Below are 15,631 nucleotides of genomic sequence, written 5' to 3'. Positions count from 1 at the left end.
TGAATTACCGCCGTTCCCCGTGCGGTCAAAACTTCTCCCTTATCTATTGGATTTTGACTACGCTGCTTTTAATTACAACCTCAAAAAAGATTTTCAGAAAATTAGCGACCAGAATTACTTTCAGTGGTCAAGACCAGGACATCCGGCTTACGAATATTTATTTGGACAACCAAAAGCACCTCAACATGAAGTACTTTTTTTGGGTGCTTTTCCCAACTCACAGCCCGATGACTATCAAGCACTTGCTCTCAAACATTCTCAATCTCATCCTGTTACTGCTGTGATTGGGCCACCGGGGAATGGCAAGACCACACTGTTGTTACATAAAATAGCGCAGCAAGTGGTACGTCGAGCCGTGGACTTGGCAACAACGGGTCAAGATAAAAGTAACCTAACTGTGGTGACAAGCACTAACAAATTTGCTGTAAATAACGTTGAGAAAATCTTAGCCAGCAACCTGACCTCTGACCGTTTCTACTTATCAGGAGGCTCAAGGGATTTAGTTGACACTCAGGTTTTACCTAGCTTGCAAGCTGCACTCGACTGGCTTGCCAAAGAAACGTTTAAATCAGATGAATGGGAGTCAGCTAGGCAACAATTGTTAGCTGGGGTTCAGCAAATAGAATCTCACTCTAAGCAAGACGAGCATGATCTTCAACAAAAAAAAGCTGATGAGCAGTTATTAGAGTCGCTATGCCACGATATACAATTGCTGTCAGTGGCGATAAAAACTTCTGCATTTGAGTCTTCGTCACCATTAGAATCTTCACGCGACTACTCTAGGTTTCCAGTAGAAGCCTATCAGCAGATAAAACAACATCTTGGCAGTGCAAGGCGTTCTTTGCCTAGAGTTGATTACTGGCAGCCTTCTGTTAGAGATAACAAATGGGTTGCCCAGCCTTTGCAGACGATTAAACGATTCTGGCACTGGATAACCAAAACCAGCCCACATCATATTCTCAAACGCTTGCACAAACAGATAGAGATGCCTGTGTTGGCGACGCTGGCCACCCCATTTCAATTTCAAATCCCACTAACAACTGAATCTCTCATCGCCGCCCAACAAAGCGTTGACCAGCTACTGGACGAAGCATTGAATTGGCAGCAACAACAGAATGGTATTGACAGCACACAACAGCAGCTTGAGTCAAGAAAGCAGCAACTCAAAGACCTGATTACTCGCCGTTCTCAAATCGAAAACCGACTCGCTACTTATCCCACCAAAGATTTCTACAGTCGCTTCTACACCGAATTGCACTCGCTGCAAGTAGAGTTATTTGAGTGGTCTTGGGAATTTCAGCAACAAGAAGCTCTGCGACGGAAAGATGAGGTGATAGCTTCCATTAGAACTTACATTGCTGTCATGAATGGCGAATGGGATGCTTACCGTCAGTTAAGTCATAATTGGAGAAACATTTATCAGGATATCAGTCTGTTATTTCCGGTGTTTCTTTGCACTTTGCACTCCATCCGCAATTTGTTACCCTATCCCGATAGTGGCTGTATTGATCAAGTAATTGTAGATGAAGCGGGTCAGATTCCACCGCATCAAGTTTTTCCAGTTTTAGTAAGGTCTAATCAAGCTTTGATTGTAGGCGATCCATTGCAATTGGAGCCGGTTGTTAATTTAAGCGACCAGAAGAAAGAGGAATATCGTAGCAAATCTTTTCTGGAACAGGGGCTTACGGATGCAGATTATGACCGCTACAGCCCTACTGCATCCACAGCTTATCACCGAGCGGCTGGAGCATCGGGACAACCCGGAGACATTGGTAATGGCATTATCCTTAAATATCATTACCGTTGCATTCCAGTGATTGCTGATTTTTGCGATCGCTTGTGCAATTACGGTATGGTCATCAAAACTGAACCGAAAGCTTCTCGGTTGGGTGCTAACCTGATTGGTTGCCACGTTGAAGGAAAACTGGAGAATAACGTAAATTGGGCAGAAGTTGATGCAGTAGAAGCGTTGATTGAGGAGTTGTTAGCGGCAGGTTATTGCTTCAATTATCCTGACTCTGACAATACAATTGGCGTGATTTCACCTTACCGCCGTCAAGTAGATGCGCTGACTCAACGCTTAAAATCTCGTTGGTCAGATTTTTCCCCCAAGAGCATTGGCACAGTTCACACGTTCCAAGGTGGTCAGAAATCAGTGATAATTTTCTCGACTCGCCAATGTCAAGCAACTGATAGTCTCTGGTTTATCAATCGGCGACCTAATTTACTGAATGTTGCTGTCAGCCGAGCGCGAGAACTGTTTATCCTGGTGGGGAATTTGGATCGAATTTGTGAAGGGGGTTATACCAGAGAGCTAGTAGAATATATTAGGGAATTTGGAGAGATGCGAGAATTTAAATCAAGTGCAAATGCCAAAATCTAACACCTTTGAATAAAAATACCCGTATCGGTCATATTTTGGTTTATTCTCATGAATATAACAAGAAATTTGAGCAAAATTAGAAACTTCTTTCTGTTTTGTTCTGGTGGTAACGTAAATATCCTTTTGAGAGATGAGTTTATTAGAGAACGCAGTAAATATGAAGCAATTGGTGCAAATGTTTTTCTAACAGGTATTCTTGCTTCCCTATCAGGAGGATATTTACTTTTCACTGTATTCCCATCAAATATTTTGGCTTCTGGGCTTGGTTTGTTATGGGGATTGACCATTTTTAACTTAAATCGTTTCTTTGTTTTAAATATTAGAGGAAGCAGAAGTATTTATAGCCAACTGCCAAATATAATCTTTAGGATAATTTTGGCAGCGATGATAGGAATAATTATTGCAAAATCTCTCGAATTAAAACTTTTTGAAACAGAAATTAAAACTCATATTGAAAATAGTATGAGTGGAAGTTATGAACAAAAAGAAATTTATTCTAATAGCCTTATCTTGAAGCTTTCCACTCTAGAAAAATTGTCTAAGGAAAATTTATTGATATCAAAAATTCGTTTCTCAATTACTTTACTATTCATTCTAATAGAAATAAATCCTATTTTGATCGTTATTTTATCTTCAAGAGGAGCATATGACGAATTAATCTATCAGTTGGAGAGACGTGCGCTCTCATCAGTTGAGAGTATTTCCAATAAAAGCAATGACAACACTGATCTCGAAGAATCTAGTCTATCAGCAATTGATAAGGTAGAAATAGAGCGTCTTTTGACTGATAATTATCAACAAATTCGACAAGAGATAGAATTGCAATATCGTTTAGAATTAGAAGCTAAAGAAAGAGAATTAGATATACGCAAAAAATATTCAGATGAGCTTCAACAAATATCTGAAAAGCTTGCAAAGCAACCTATTTCTATTAATATAGTTAAACAAAATTTAGAGAAGTAAACTTTCGATTTTCAAGTCATGGAAGATGCAGAAAATTACTTTAAGCTGATTAAAACCTATCAAATTCGTCTAAGACTATTGGAGGAAAGATTAAATTCAGAAATTAAAGTTAGAGACAATGAAATTTTAATACATAAAGATACTATTAAGCTTTTAAAGGAACTTATTGTAAATCTTTCAGAAAGACGAATTATTATTAATAATAACCTTGAGGCAAGAGTAATGTCAGATAATCAATCTAACTTAGATACATTTAGAAATGACTTACGTGGGGCTAATATTGCTAACTTTGCTAATCAAATTCGGGAAAGTGCTTTTCAAAATGCTTCTGACTTTTCACAGAATATTTCTCAGAACGCCGATGAGATTGTTAAGTTATTACAATCCTTAAATAAAAAGGCACAGGATTTTCCAAACTCAGATGAACGTGGAGAAATTCTGCTAATTCTAGGGGACTTGCAAGAGGACATCAGCATACCTGAAAAACAGAAGCTAGAAAGAATCAAGCCACGCCTAAAGCGATTATTAGCAATTGCCACTAGTGCTGCTATTCTTGTTGCAGGAGGGGTAGATTTCAGCAATAATATTCTGGAACTTGGTGAAAAACTGGGAATTCCAAAAACTGAGCTAAATCAATCCTCATCACAACAATTGCCGTTCTCAAATTGACACAGCCTAACAACGCTGTTAGAGGGGACTGAAACTGTGCTTTTACCCATTGCATGACCAAATTGTGAACCATACTGTGACCAAAAGTTGCCAAGAACCGATATGTTGTCCTAGTCGATAGTGAAGTATGTCCTGTCCGTTTGGTCAAAATATAGTTCAAATCACAAGTGTCAGTGTAGCTAAACTAAAATTTAAACTAAATAGTTTAGTTTAATCACTAAGACTGTAAATTAGGCAAGCTCGTCTTTAATAGGTCAAATTTAAACCTTAATCTTACTTTTGATTTTCTCCAACAACTCAATCATTTCATTATCAGTAAATTGCATTCCTTGAGAATACTTCATTAGTTCATTCTCGGTTTGCCTAACAATTTCATCAATAACTCTGTGTTGAACATCAGAAAATTCAGGTTTAGTTATAACGTTATTCAATACTTCTAGAAAGATATCTTTCATCAGAGATTGAAAGCGTACTCGCATTTCTTGATAGCTGTTCAATTGCTGACTTATGTCATGCTTTCGCATAGTTTCTCGTAAATCACGATAATCATCTAACTCTTTTTTCAGCGTTTTTTTATAAACTTCAAGTTCCTGTTGTATTACAAATTTTATCTCTGAAGTTTTACTGTCGTAGCGATAAGCAATGGTTTCTTCTTCATTCTCCAAAATGGCATCATACACACCATATCTTGATAGAATTTTTACTATAACTGGAGAAACCTCTACTAAAACAAATAACAAAGTAAAAAATAGATTGATATAGCGGATTATGGGATCTGACGACGATAATCTCTCCAAGGTCGCAAGTTGGCTCAAGAGGCTTTTAGAATCTTGTTGAGCATTTTTAATGCGTCCAAGCGAATTTTGAGTTTGCTGCTCTAAATTACTAATCTGATTGTTGATATCATTAAGGGATTTGTTTTTGTTATTGATTAAATCTTTCAATCTATTAACTTCGTCTTTGTTTGGAGTAGCTCTAGTAAGCCAGTAAGCTAACTTTCCTTCTGCCTCTTTAATTTGAGTACTGAGTTTATCCCTATCATCCCGAAGCCTTTTAAATTGCAGATTTTGAGATAGCCTTTCAGCAGATAAGCTCCTTGCTTCATTAATTGTATTTTCATTTTGCTTGACAATTTCTGCTTCAATCTCCTTTGAAAAAAGCCTTAATTCAAGTGGTTTTGCAATAACAATAGCAATAAAACCTGCTAAGATTAAACGTGGAAATGAAACTCGAATTTGTTCAAAGAAATTATTTTTACCTTTTTTAATATTTGCAACGATGAATCGGTCAAGATTTAGTATATTTGCTCCCCATAATACTCCAAAAAAAAAGATAAAGCTAAATCTTGAAAAACTATAAAGAAAGCGTAAGCACCCGACAGGGAAGCAAATATTGCAGTGAAAATGATTGTCAAACCAATCATTTCATATTTATTATGTTCCATTTCACAATCCTTTCTGGAAAGGACTGAAAGTTTGGCTCCAGAGCAAAATAGAATAATTCTTCTGAGTATAGGTATTCGTAATTCCGATTCTACTTTGGGGTTCAAATTAGAACTAGATTGTGGCGATGGATTAGTTCTGTTTTTTATATTTATACCAGGAAAGGACGAGTTAGCTGAAGAGAAATGAGTAGACGAAGAAAATTTTTGGTCAAAAGGTTTTTTATCTGGAGTTTGTGAATTTATAGAGTCTAATAAGTCCTTAACACCTCGATTCTTTATCTCATCAGCTATCCGCTCTGCTTCATTCTTATCCTTTGTTTCACGAAGGAGTTTTTCTAAAATCTCTTGAGAATACTGGGAATAATCTATTTCTGACATAATCTATATTATTGCACTTAATTAAAGTCCAAGAAGGCGACGAACTCTGTCAGGTGATAAAGAAACTAACTTCATAGTTTCAAGTCTTGTCACTGCTGTTTTTAATGCCATTAAATTACTTTTCAAAACTCTAACTATAGTTAAAACTTCTAAAACTGCTATCTGATTTTTTGCATCATCTCTGATGAGTTCTAAATTTGGTATCCACTGTTTAATAAAGCCAGTAGATTCATCAGAAATACTTTTAACCTCTCCAAGATACTCATCCCAAGCATTCACCATTACTACAACTGCCTGCTCTCTCTCTGAAATATTAGAGAGTATATTTTGTTTTAACTCAGGGAATATTTCACTCTTATTAGCCTTGTTTTTCAGTTCTTGTATTTCTGTTTGAATCCTTTGAATTTTTCGATCTATCTCACTTTTGACAGAATTAATACCTACAATCCCTTCTATTTTAAAAGCTTGTAAATACTTAATAACAAAGTCGGTTAGCTCATACACTAAAACAGCATTTCCTAGAATTAAACGCGATTCTTCAGTGGTATCTGAACAATTTTCAATCTCTTGCAAAATATATTCATTAAGAGCAGTAAAAAAATCAACAGCTACTTTGAGTGATTGACATGATATATGAAATGTTTTATCAGCGTTAACCAACTGCTGCATAATTACTTTTTGTGCAACTGCAATTTGTTCCTGGCTCTGCCTATCTGAGATCACTTGTTCAAAGGATTCATACTTTTTTTCTTCGATATGAAGAGCAATTGCATTGATAATCTTTCCGAATTTCGTTTGCAACTCAGAAATCTGTTTCCTAACCTCAAGAGGAACGCTCGAAACTCTATTGATGTTGGTACTTAATAAAGCTTCATCACTGCCAACTTGAAACTCTGCCCTAATTCGCATAAAGAGATCTACATGGCTCTTGGCAATCTGAATCCCAGCCTCTTTAGCGGAATCTTTGTTTGCTTTTTCAAGCAATTCTTCACGAGTAAGAACGTCTCCTTGATTTCGTAGGTACTCCTTGTTGACTGAGTTTTGTTCATTTTGAATTTTACTCAAAGAGTCACGTATGGCTTCTACAGTTGGCTCAATTGCTTTCTCAAACAAGTATGTAGCAATACTTTCAGTCAAGCCACTTGCTAATGGTTGCGGGATACCTAATTGAACCGTTAGTACTTTTGATACAATCAGAACAATTTCTTCTTTAGAAATAGCCATTAATTTTATTTAAAGAAATAATTTATTAATTGGCACTGTATAATGAGATTGTAACATATAGTGCAGAGACAACATTTACTAAAGTTCTTATAAAAATAATTTTTAGTAATCACACAGCAAATATCAAGTCTTTATTAACTTATTTTGATGTAGATATAGTGAAAAGCAAATATCTCTAGGACAGAGAAGCAAGAATACTTGTTAGAAAAAAATTGCAATAATTGCTTTATATTTACTGCATTTTAAACAGAAAAATTCTGATTACCGTTAACTTTATAGCGCCTCATTTCCAAGAAAAAAGAACTGTTGCGAATCATGCGGCAACGCGGAGTGGTAGGGGCGGGCTTGCCGGACTTGTCGACCCCACTAGTGATCATTCTGCCCGTCCCTACCACCGCATGAGTCGAGCGAACGCGGCAACGAGTTCGTCGGTTCAACATGAGATTACCGACTAAAACCCCTAGAGCGTTGCTTTTGCTCCAGTTCCTCTTGCTGCTGTTGTTCAATAAGAATCTCATTCCAAGTCCGCCCCGGTGGTGCAATTCTTTGAGCCTGGGGTAGCATTTTCTGAATGACAAGAGATGTTTCATTTCCCTGCGAATCGTTATTAAACGCCACCCCAATCCTGTTGATGTTTCTGAGAAGTTCAAAGGGCAAGTTATTCGGGTCATCCACTGCCATGTACATTGTTCTCACTGGTGGTTGTCTGGAGTGTCCTTTTCTGTCAATCTCTGCCATTGACAACGCATCAATGGGGGAGTCACACAAGAATACTCTCTCGATTTTGTCGTCTGCCTCTCCACCTAATTTCAGGTGAAACCACCCAGGAGAGCGATCGCTGTTTTTGGGGTACTCCGTACAACGATTGTCAATTCGTGCAGTATCCCAAACCAGTGCGCCTGACTTTTCACCGTCTAAATCTCGCTTGATAAACACAACCTGAGCCTGTTGATCTATATAAGCCAACCCCTGGCGTTGTAATGGTTGCACAAGGAAATTGGTTATACCGCGTTGCTGAGTCAGGTAATAGTGTAATACTCGCCGTAGACTCTCATCCTCTTCTGGGAGCGTAAACTGGGGTTGTTCTTGTAAGTGTGCCAGTTGATTCTTAGCGATTAGAACTAATGCTTTAGCTTCATCAGTAGTCCATCCGGCTGGACTGGCAAAGATAATTTCTTCAACCTCCTCAGATGGCTTATTATCTAATAGCGCCAAGATAGCAATTTCTTTGTCTCGGTCAGTTACTAATAAGTTTTGCAAGTCGGCACTGTAATAGTTATATAACTCAGCTGAAAGATTATCTTTTAGCTTTGGTTTATCTGTGGTTAGAGGTTGAGCAAAATTTTCAGCGATGGCGTTCCGCCCACCGTAGGTGATCGCATTTATGAGTTGTTGGCTCTCTACTGCTCGTTCGACAGGATTGTTTAATAGATGCTCAATCCGGGCATCATCACGTTGTGGCTGGTAGTCAACTCCTCGATGTTTTTGCAAACCAGGGAAAGTGTAAGCTGCACCTAGTTGTGTGCCACTAAAAGCCTGCCCATCTTTCTCATAAGAAATGCCTTTAGACTTACCGTTCCTAGTGAATCCTGTTCTCACACTAATGCCAGCTTGCTGCAACCGCATAATCAGCATTGGCATTTGGGGATTATCAACTCTAGCCCTATCAATTGTCTGCTGAAGTTCCTCTTTAATAGTGCGTCCTGGTGGCTGCTCAAGTTTACCTAGTTCATATTCTTCTTGCTCTCGCCTTATGCGCCTGATTTGTCCGGTGCTGGGTGTGCGATTCAGTTTCTCTCTACTGCCCTGGACTTGCACTAACTGATAGTCCTGTTCAATTTGTCGCAGGACTTTCTCAGAGCGTAAATAATCCCAGGAATCATGGACTAACAGCCCCGTGTCCATCCTGATTCTACTGGCTGCAATGTGGATGTGGTCGTCGTCGGTGTTATGGTGACGGAAGATGACAAACTGATTGGCATCAAACCCCATTTCCTTCATGTAGCGATCGCCAATCTCGCTCCACTTCTCATCATCTAAAAAATCACCCTTAGCTGCTGACAGTGAGACATGATAAACAACTCTGTCTGCATCAGAATTTAGTTGTCTCGACAGCTTAAATTCCCGCGCCAATTCTCGCGCATTTCTCCCACTCATATTGCCGCCGATTAGTTTGGCATCTTCGCGTGATTCTAAATAATCTAGCAGCTTGCGAAAACCTCTGCCCTTAGTCTGCTTCCCAATCATCGTCTTCTTCCTCGTCTTCCGAGTCATCATCATCAACATCATCCGAGGCAATATCTCGTCTGCACTGATGCAGCAGTTCTAAAAGTTCTCGTAACAGTTCTGGGTTAGTCGGTGGAGTACACCCCATTTTTATCGCTGTGTTGGTGGCTTTGACAAGCTGGTTGAGGTTGTTCCCAATTTGTCCTAATTCCCAATATGTTTGCAAGCTAATTTTACTTAGTCGTTTTGGTAATGGACGCATCAACGCATTGCGTCTCATTAGTTCACTCGCTGACATCCCCGCATCAAGTGATTTTATTCGCAGCAAGTCCAGTTCGATGTCGCTCAATCTCACCGGGAAAATGTGTTTTCTGACGAGGGCTTTTGACTGCTTGCGATTAGCCATAACTTAGGGGGAATGAGAACATCACGCGAGGGGGGTTTTTAGGGGGGTGGAACCCCACTAAACCAGCTTTGCCGTCCGAGCAGAGCGAGGTAAAGCGTAAGCTTTAAGGCATGGGTGGCTTCAAGCCCAAATACGGGGAAGATGAGGTGTCGAGTGCTACGTATGTACGGAGGCACAGCGATAGACTGGGGGCGAGGGGACGACAGCGTAGCTGGGGGGACGGGTTAGGGTGATTCCAGGTGGGATGAAGTCTGATAAGAGCGTAGCTGAAACCTCATAATTATATCAGTGTTTGCTGAATCACTGCGACGGCGTAGCTGGAGTGTCTTGGCTAAAGTCAGCAACAGTCAACATCGGGGGAACATAGCAACAGCGTAGCTAGAACAGGAGAAATATATCAGCATCTAATAAATGATGGTTAGGCGTAGCAGCAACAAAAATTCTAATCAGCGTAGCTGAAACCATCTAAGAATCTGGACTTATACTTTTTTGAAAAATAGTGGAAAATAAGGGAATTATAATCTCAATTTAATTTCATAGCAATGGTTGAGCCAAAAGATTCTGGTCAGATTACTAAAGGCAAGATTGATGAGGCTATCAAAGCACTTAAGGAGCAGAAGCCAAAAGAGCGAGAGGATATATCGGATAGAGAAGCTATTCGGAAAATGAGGAGGTATATCGAGAAACTGACCTCTGATAAGTATGGCTATAGTTATGATGAAGTGTCAGAGATGCTGAAAGGACTGGGCATCAATTTGAGTGGCAGCAGAATCAAATATTTATTGGGCGAGTTGAAGAAAAGCAGCCGTCGCCAGAAAAAAACATCTTCAAGCGACGACAAGAATCGGTCATCAAATCCGGCTACTGAAACTCAGCTAACAGTTGTAAGTACTGCGTCAGATCAAGCTAGTAGTGAACCGGATAAATCAACAGTAAATAGTGCAAAGGGCAAGAGACAAAGTAAAGAGCCTTTCTCGCAGCAGCAACAGCCTGAATCAAACCTGTAATTAGAAAAATCCTATGAATATAGAATTATTAATTGGAACATGGCTGTTAACGGGAAGCATTTCTCTAAACGCCCAAATTAAATTTATCGGTGATGAACCAGATCCGAATGGTGTCGAAAATTGGTTGAATAGTAACAGCAACAATTTAATTGCTCAGGTAGAAGCAACCGATGGACTTACTCTAACTATCTCATCAGATGGTAAATTCTTTGAAGAAAGAACAGGCGAACCAAAAGTTTATTGGTTTGACAGAGAAGGGGTATTGGAGTCTGAAGTTATAACGTTTAACGGTCATCTAAGTTTCTATGACTCTAAAGCCTTCTTATTGGTTGATGATCTGGTATCGTGGGCTATACCTAGCGATGAAGTTAATAAAAAAAAGCTCAGATACGATGATGGTGACACGAAAATAGCTGATAGCGTTGAAGTTCAAGGCGAACAGCTTATACGAACCATCTCAGTAGTAACGGATGAACTTTACTTAGATAGAGTGATTATCGTATACAAAAAGCAAATAAGTGAAGGTATGCGCTAGCCACTTTTCATCGTCGTCTAAATCAGCCAAATTTTTATTACTACCGCTATTAAGACTATCTAATAGCAGGAGTAATAATTTTTTCGCATTGCTGCCAGCCCCCCCACGCTTGGTAAATCGGCTCACGCATTCCTGACAAATATCAGCAAGGGAGGCGGTTACAGTTTGGTTAAGCTTTCGTACTGCTATTCGCATTACAATTCTCAAAGCTTTAGTTTAATTAAACTGATGACGTTCACCTATTCTCTATACCCAGATAATTGGTCAGAAATTGCCACTTCAGTTAAGCAACTTGCCCAGTGGCGTTGTCAAAAATGCGGGTTACACTGCATACCGCCTGGTGAAAAAACATCACATCTAACACGCTCAAAACGCAGAGTGTACACCCTACAGGTTCATCATTGGGACAGAAATCCAGCAAATAACCACAGAGGCAACCTTATAGCTCTTTGCAGTGCTTGTCACCTTTTATACCATAGAGGTGGAAAATCAAATGTTTCACCGGGGCAACTATCTTTGTGGTAAATAAGTATGGATGATGATACTCAAGAACTAATCGCAATTCAGCAAGAACTTTCAGGAATCAGCTCACGCCTGAGAAAGATTTTTCCGTCAACTCATCCCCAATTTGACAGCGTGTTTGAAGACGTGGGTGCAGCTGGATATTACATCCGGGAAGCTGGTTATCGTCTAGAATCAGTTCTTATGACTGTTCAAGGTGATAGCGCAGGTTCTACGAGTGATGCAGAGAGTGGAGAAACTGAAATTGAGTAAACTTCAGTAGGCAAACAACTCATGAAAGTCATCAGTAAGTCAGCCCTAACAGCCGGGCTACATCTGTGTAAAACTCGCCGCATCGCCCTAGTACTAAAAACTTCGGCAACTTCCGCCACACCCTCTAACAGGTGATCTGGTAATGACTCCGATTCAGCAATCAACATCGGGAAGTATGTACGGGCTAGCCACTTTTCATCATCGTCTAAGTCAGCCAAATTTTTATTACTACCGCTATTAAGACTATCTAATAGCAGGAGTAATAATTTTTTAAAGTGCTGCCAGCCCCCCCATCTCTGGGTAAATCGGCTCACCCAGGCTTGGGAGATTTCAGCAATGTTGGCGATCGCCGGTTGAGTAATTTTCTGTTTTGACTGCCAAAGCGACTTTAGGGCATTGACTATAGCGTGACCTGTCTGCTCACTGGCGTTACCAGCTTCGGGACAGAGTTGGAAAGCATCAACGCTTTCTAATTTCACTCCTGGTAATTCACGATCGAGGAAACCCAAATCATAGTCAGCGCAGAAGTAGAATGTTAGCTCCACATTGGAGCGACGATGAGCGCGTAATCGCCCAATCTCTTGGATGATTTCTGCACGGATCAGGTCTGTGAGATACTTTTGGAAAGTGCTGTTTTTATCTTCCAGGTTGACTGGTTCACCAGTCATCACCTGATATTGTGCTGCTAAAACACCGATGTTTTGGTAGGGAATGCCAAAAGAAGCGATCGCATCACACTCACTAAACCTATTAACACCACGCCCATCGACAAAGTGACCGTATTCTGTGCGGCCCTCGGCAAGGGTTGCAATCTGTTTCCAATCGATAATGCCAAGGGTGGGGCAGAGTTTTTTCAAGGTTTCTTTGAGGGCATTAACACGAGCGCTTAGTGGAAGAGAGCGATTTTTGGGCAGCTTACCCAGCCCAGTAACGTTGACCACTTTTAAATTGCCGTAGTCTGGGCGTTGTTGCTCAATTATTAACACAGGCTCATCGATGCCCAGTTTCAATTTCAACTGCTGGGATTTGAAAGTGGCATCAAGGTAAATATTAAATTTGGCAGAGTGGGCCAATTCAGTGTGCTTGGGGTTTCGGCGGTAAATGCTGAGTACACCCCATTGAGATTGGAAACTACCATCACCCTTCCAAGCTTCGAGAAAGTCAGGCAACCAGTAATTAGGCAAGTCAAGGAACTCCCTGCCTGCCGTTCGTGCGCTGTCTTTAACTACCTTTTTGGCAGCATAACGAGCCGCAGCACTTTTTTTGAGTTGTTTATCTCCGGTAATATCAATAGAGTCCAAGTCTTCTAAGAAAGTTAAATCAGGTTCTGAGGCTTGCCGAAAGGCTTCGATATCTAAGCCTGTGGGGAAAGCCGGCAGCAGCGCACGGATGCTGGCATCATCAAACCCGTAGCGGGAATCAGACTTGAGTTGTTGAGTAAACAGTTGGTGTAAAACTAAGAGTGCAGGTTGCATCTGTGATAGAAGATTTGGTTCTAACAGTAGCAGTTTGCCGACAGTAGTTTCAAAATCGCCTCGGTTCACATCAACGCTCCGCACGGGCTTGATGAGCGTACCTGCTTCTTCCCATAACCGCCCAACGGTGAAAGTTTGGTCAGCAGCATTAGTTAAGGTAACTGGTGTAGAGTCTGGGTGCGCTCTGAGTTCAGAGAACTGCTGAATTGCAGTGCGTTTTTGAAAGCGGAAGCCAAAACCGTCACCACTGGAGAAACGGCACTGATTTTTAAGGGAACAACCGCCACAGATGGGGCTGATGCCGCTCTCTTCAAAATCAAGGCTGCTAAAATTCTTGTTACGAAATGCGTTAAATAAGTAAGTTCTGTGACAATTCCCATCAGTGTCGGCAGTCTCACCCGCTTTAGTCCACAGTTTAAAGTCCTCACCAGTAGGAGTTTTGCGGGTGGGGTCTAGTTTAAAGCCGTTGTGACGCACTGGTAAGTCAACAAAATTCGTCTCAATGGGCAGTGTAGATGGGTTTCTGTGGTTGGCATCCTGGTAAATTAGTTTATCAACGCCGAATAGCCCCGCCGTCAGTTGCCCCGCGTTGTAAGACTTACCTAGTCCTGGGTGGGAATTATCTAAAATTTGTGTCCAGCCCTTAGAAACAGCTTCCACCCAAGCAGCAATATGTTCCTCTGGCTGGCAGGAGATAGAGATATTGCCTGTAACTTCAGTTCTTAAAGGAATATTGCCGGGCTTGTAAATAATTACATTGGGCGAAGGCGTGTCAATTTCGGGTAAGGGCTTGCGCGTTGGTGGGGCTTTAAATCCTTTAAATATCGAAGAAAATGGAGCGATCGCTTGCCTTAATAAATTTTGGAAGCTGCTCAAGTCTTTTCTGACTCGCCCAAGCTCCCACTGTTCACGGCTAATTACTCCTTGGTCGCGTTCGTTATATTCATACTGCCGTTTAGGGAACCGAAAACCATACTGTTTGGCAATGTGAAACAGTGTGCCGATTGAGATTCCCCCACGTCTAAAACTGCGAATCTTGGCGTGGATGTTCCAAGTTGAACCCTTGATGCTGGGCGACCACTGTTCGGCTATAATTTCCGCATCTGTTGCCCCATAATGGTTAACCAGTGCCATCAACACTTGACGGCATTCGTCGTAGTTACCGCTTCCTGGGGTACGTGGTGGGATGAATGAAAGCGCGTTCTGGATTAGCTGGTCAATATCCCAGCCTTCAGCGAGGGAAATCTCACGCCACTCTTTACGCCGTGACTCAATTTCTTGGATTCTTAGCTGATACTCCTCCCGTTCATGCAGCGCGATCGCGATCGCTTCACTTATCCATTCTGCTGGTAAAGTGGCTTCAGGGTTGACTAGCGGGAATTCGGCCTCTGTGCTGCCGTAGAATACACGGGAAGCATCCTTACAGGCTGGGTCATGGGGCAACTGTTGCATGAGGAAGCGCGTACAAGCTTCTACAGTATCAGCACCCTGAACATATTCGGGGAGAAGGAAAACCAACCGGAATTTATGCCACTCTGGTTTATGGCTGGCGGTGGTGTAAATTAAAGCACAGTGTTTTTTAATGAAGGGATGGGCTAGGGCTTCTGAGATCGTTAACTGGTGCTTGTAAACTTTGATAGAATTTCCGTTTTCGTCTTTAATCGGCTTGTCATAAGCATCACGGGCGACATCGGAATTATCAATGTCGAGTAGTAGCCATTGAGAACCGATCACATTGGCCTTACTGCGCCATTTCCCGCCTAACAATCCGGCACAGATGGCATGGCCTGCTTTAATATGTTCCTGGACATCGGCTAGAGTGCCGAATACATCAATGAAGTTAGCGGCCAGCTTTTTAAAGTCCCAGTCTTTGTTTGTGCCAGTGGCGTTAAACGCAAACTTGATTATCCGACTCTCAATCAACTCAAGTTTTGTCAAAGCAACAGAAAAAGTTTCTGATTCAGCTGCTGACTGGGCTGATACTGAGTTATGAGATTGTTGTAATGGTGACATGAGAGCTATTCCTCCAGTTTGTGTGTTGGAGGAATTGGAGCTATCCCGAAAGTAATCTTTTAGTACAAACGTTCAAAAATATAATTTGATAAAATTTCTGAAACGCTGTTTACATCTGGTGAGCCAGTGTTACA

Annotated in this window: 12 protein-coding genes; 6 read left to right on the top strand and 6 right to left on the bottom strand. The window is 41.0% G+C overall.

Annotation, left to right across the window (positions count from 1 at the left end):
* From LC653_RS31800 to LC653_RS31790, 3 genes are all read left to right on the top strand, one after another.
* Positions 1 to 2,383, top strand: a 2,383-nt coding sequence (locus LC653_RS31800) for a DEAD/DEAH box helicase (RefSeq protein WP_229498604.1), incomplete at its 5' end; no start/stop codon positions are given.
* 48 nt (positions 2,384 to 2,431) lie between these two features.
* Entirely contained in the window at positions 2,432 to 3,346 is a 915-nt protein-coding gene (locus LC653_RS31795; RefSeq protein WP_229498603.1) for a DUF4407 domain-containing protein, read from the top strand.
* A gap of 18 nt (positions 3,347 to 3,364) precedes the next feature.
* Positions 3,365 to 4,015, top strand: coding sequence for a hypothetical protein (locus LC653_RS31790; protein WP_229498602.1), 651 nt, complete (start codon positions 3,365 to 3,367; stop codon positions 4,013 to 4,015).
* A 260-nt stretch (positions 4,016 to 4,275) separates the two neighbouring features.
* Here the strand turns inward: LC653_RS31790 and LC653_RS31785 are convergent, their stop codons facing one another.
* From LC653_RS31785 to LC653_RS31765, 5 genes are all read right to left on the bottom strand, one after another.
* Complete coding sequence (locus LC653_RS31785; protein WP_229498605.1) at positions 4,276 to 5,316, bottom strand: DUF4407 domain-containing protein; 1,041 nt, start codon at positions 5,314 to 5,316, stop codon at positions 4,276 to 4,278.
* Complete coding sequence (locus LC653_RS31780; RefSeq protein WP_229498601.1) at positions 5,310 to 5,837, bottom strand: DUF4407 domain-containing protein; 528 nt, start codon at positions 5,835 to 5,837, stop codon at positions 5,310 to 5,312. Before LC653_RS31780 ends, LC653_RS31785 begins: the two co-directional genes overlap by 7 nt.
* A gap of 21 nt (positions 5,838 to 5,858) precedes the next feature.
* Positions 5,859 to 7,061, bottom strand: a complete 1,203-nt coding sequence (locus LC653_RS31775; RefSeq protein ID WP_229498600.1) for a hypothetical protein — start codon at positions 7,059 to 7,061, stop codon at positions 5,859 to 5,861.
* A 444-nt stretch (positions 7,062 to 7,505) separates the two neighbouring features.
* Positions 7,506 to 9,308, bottom strand: a complete 1,803-nt coding sequence (locus LC653_RS31770) for a relaxase/mobilization nuclease domain-containing protein (RefSeq protein ID WP_229498599.1) — start codon at positions 9,306 to 9,308, stop codon at positions 7,506 to 7,508.
* Complete coding sequence (locus tag LC653_RS31765; RefSeq protein ID WP_229498598.1) at positions 9,289 to 9,693, bottom strand: plasmid mobilization protein; 405 nt, start codon at positions 9,691 to 9,693, stop codon at positions 9,289 to 9,291. The genes LC653_RS31770 and LC653_RS31765 overlap by 20 nt, the downstream gene beginning before the upstream one ends.
* Before the next feature lie 542 nt (positions 9,694 to 10,235).
* Between LC653_RS31765 and LC653_RS31760 the strand changes: the two genes are divergently transcribed.
* The 3 genes from LC653_RS31760 to LC653_RS31745 all read left to right on the top strand — a co-directional run bounded on the left by LC653_RS31760 (position 10,236) and on the right by LC653_RS31745 (position 12,009).
* Entirely contained in the window at positions 10,236 to 10,700 is a 465-nt protein-coding gene (locus tag LC653_RS31760) for an RNA polymerase sigma factor (protein ID WP_229498597.1), read from the top strand.
* A 13-nt stretch (positions 10,701 to 10,713) separates the two neighbouring features.
* Positions 10,714 to 11,235 (top strand): hypothetical protein, encoded by a 522-nt coding sequence (locus tag LC653_RS31755; RefSeq protein ID WP_229498596.1) that lies wholly within the window; start codon positions 10,714 to 10,716, stop codon positions 11,233 to 11,235.
* A 531-nt stretch (positions 11,236 to 11,766) separates the two neighbouring features.
* Positions 11,767 to 12,009, top strand: a complete 243-nt coding sequence (locus tag LC653_RS31745; protein WP_229498594.1) for a hypothetical protein — start codon at positions 11,767 to 11,769, stop codon at positions 12,007 to 12,009.
* On the opposite strand, the gene LC653_RS31740 is transcribed toward LC653_RS31745, so the two are convergent.
* Positions 11,949 to 15,497 carry a PriCT-2 domain-containing protein gene (locus tag LC653_RS31740; protein WP_229498593.1) on the bottom strand — a complete coding sequence of 1,183 codons (3,549 nt, stop codon included), beginning with the start codon at positions 15,495 to 15,497 and terminating at the stop codon, positions 11,949 to 11,951. The two genes, LC653_RS31745 and LC653_RS31740, sit on opposite strands and share 61 nt — an antisense overlap.
* Positions 15,498 to 15,631: the final 134 nt, after the last annotated feature.

It is taken from the genome of Nostoc mirabile CHAB5784 (genome assembly GCF_020829645.1).
GTDB classification, from domain to species: domain Bacteria; phylum Cyanobacteriota; class Cyanobacteriia; order Cyanobacteriales; family Nostocaceae; genus Nostoc; species Nostoc mirabile.
The sequence above is the reverse complement of the archived record's forward strand: the minus strand, read 5'-3'. Positions and strand labels throughout refer to the sequence as shown.

Bases quoted from the DNA above. Each gene is read 5' to 3' on its own strand.
- LC653_RS31795 (WP_229498603.1), top strand. From the start codon at position 2,432: ATGAATATAACAAGAAATTTGAGCAAAATTAGAAACTTCTTTCTGTTT.
- LC653_RS31790 (WP_229498602.1), top strand. From the start codon at position 3,365: ATGGAAGATGCAGAAAATTACTTTAAGCTGATTAAAACCTATCAAATT.
- LC653_RS31780 (WP_229498601.1), bottom strand. From the start codon at position 5,837: ATGTCAGAAATAGATTATTCCCAGTATTCTCAAGAGATTTTAGAAAAA.
- LC653_RS31775 (WP_229498600.1), bottom strand. From the start codon at position 7,061: ATGGCTATTTCTAAAGAAGAAATTGTTCTGATTGTATCAAAAGTACTA.
- LC653_RS31770 (WP_229498599.1), bottom strand. From the start codon at position 9,308: ATGATTGGGAAGCAGACTAAGGGCAGAGGTTTTCGCAAGCTGCTAGAT.
- LC653_RS31765 (WP_229498598.1), bottom strand. From the start codon at position 9,693: ATGGCTAATCGCAAGCAGTCAAAAGCCCTCGTCAGAAAACACATTTTC.
- LC653_RS31760 (WP_229498597.1), top strand. From the start codon at position 10,236: ATGGTTGAGCCAAAAGATTCTGGTCAGATTACTAAAGGCAAGATTGAT.
- LC653_RS31755 (WP_229498596.1), top strand. From the start codon at position 10,714: ATGAATATAGAATTATTAATTGGAACATGGCTGTTAACGGGAAGCATT.
- LC653_RS31745 (WP_229498594.1), top strand. From the start codon at position 11,767: ATGGATGATGATACTCAAGAACTAATCGCAATTCAGCAAGAACTTTCA.
- LC653_RS31740 (WP_229498593.1), bottom strand. From the start codon at position 15,497: ATGTCACCATTACAACAATCTCATAACTCAGTATCAGCCCAGTCAGCA.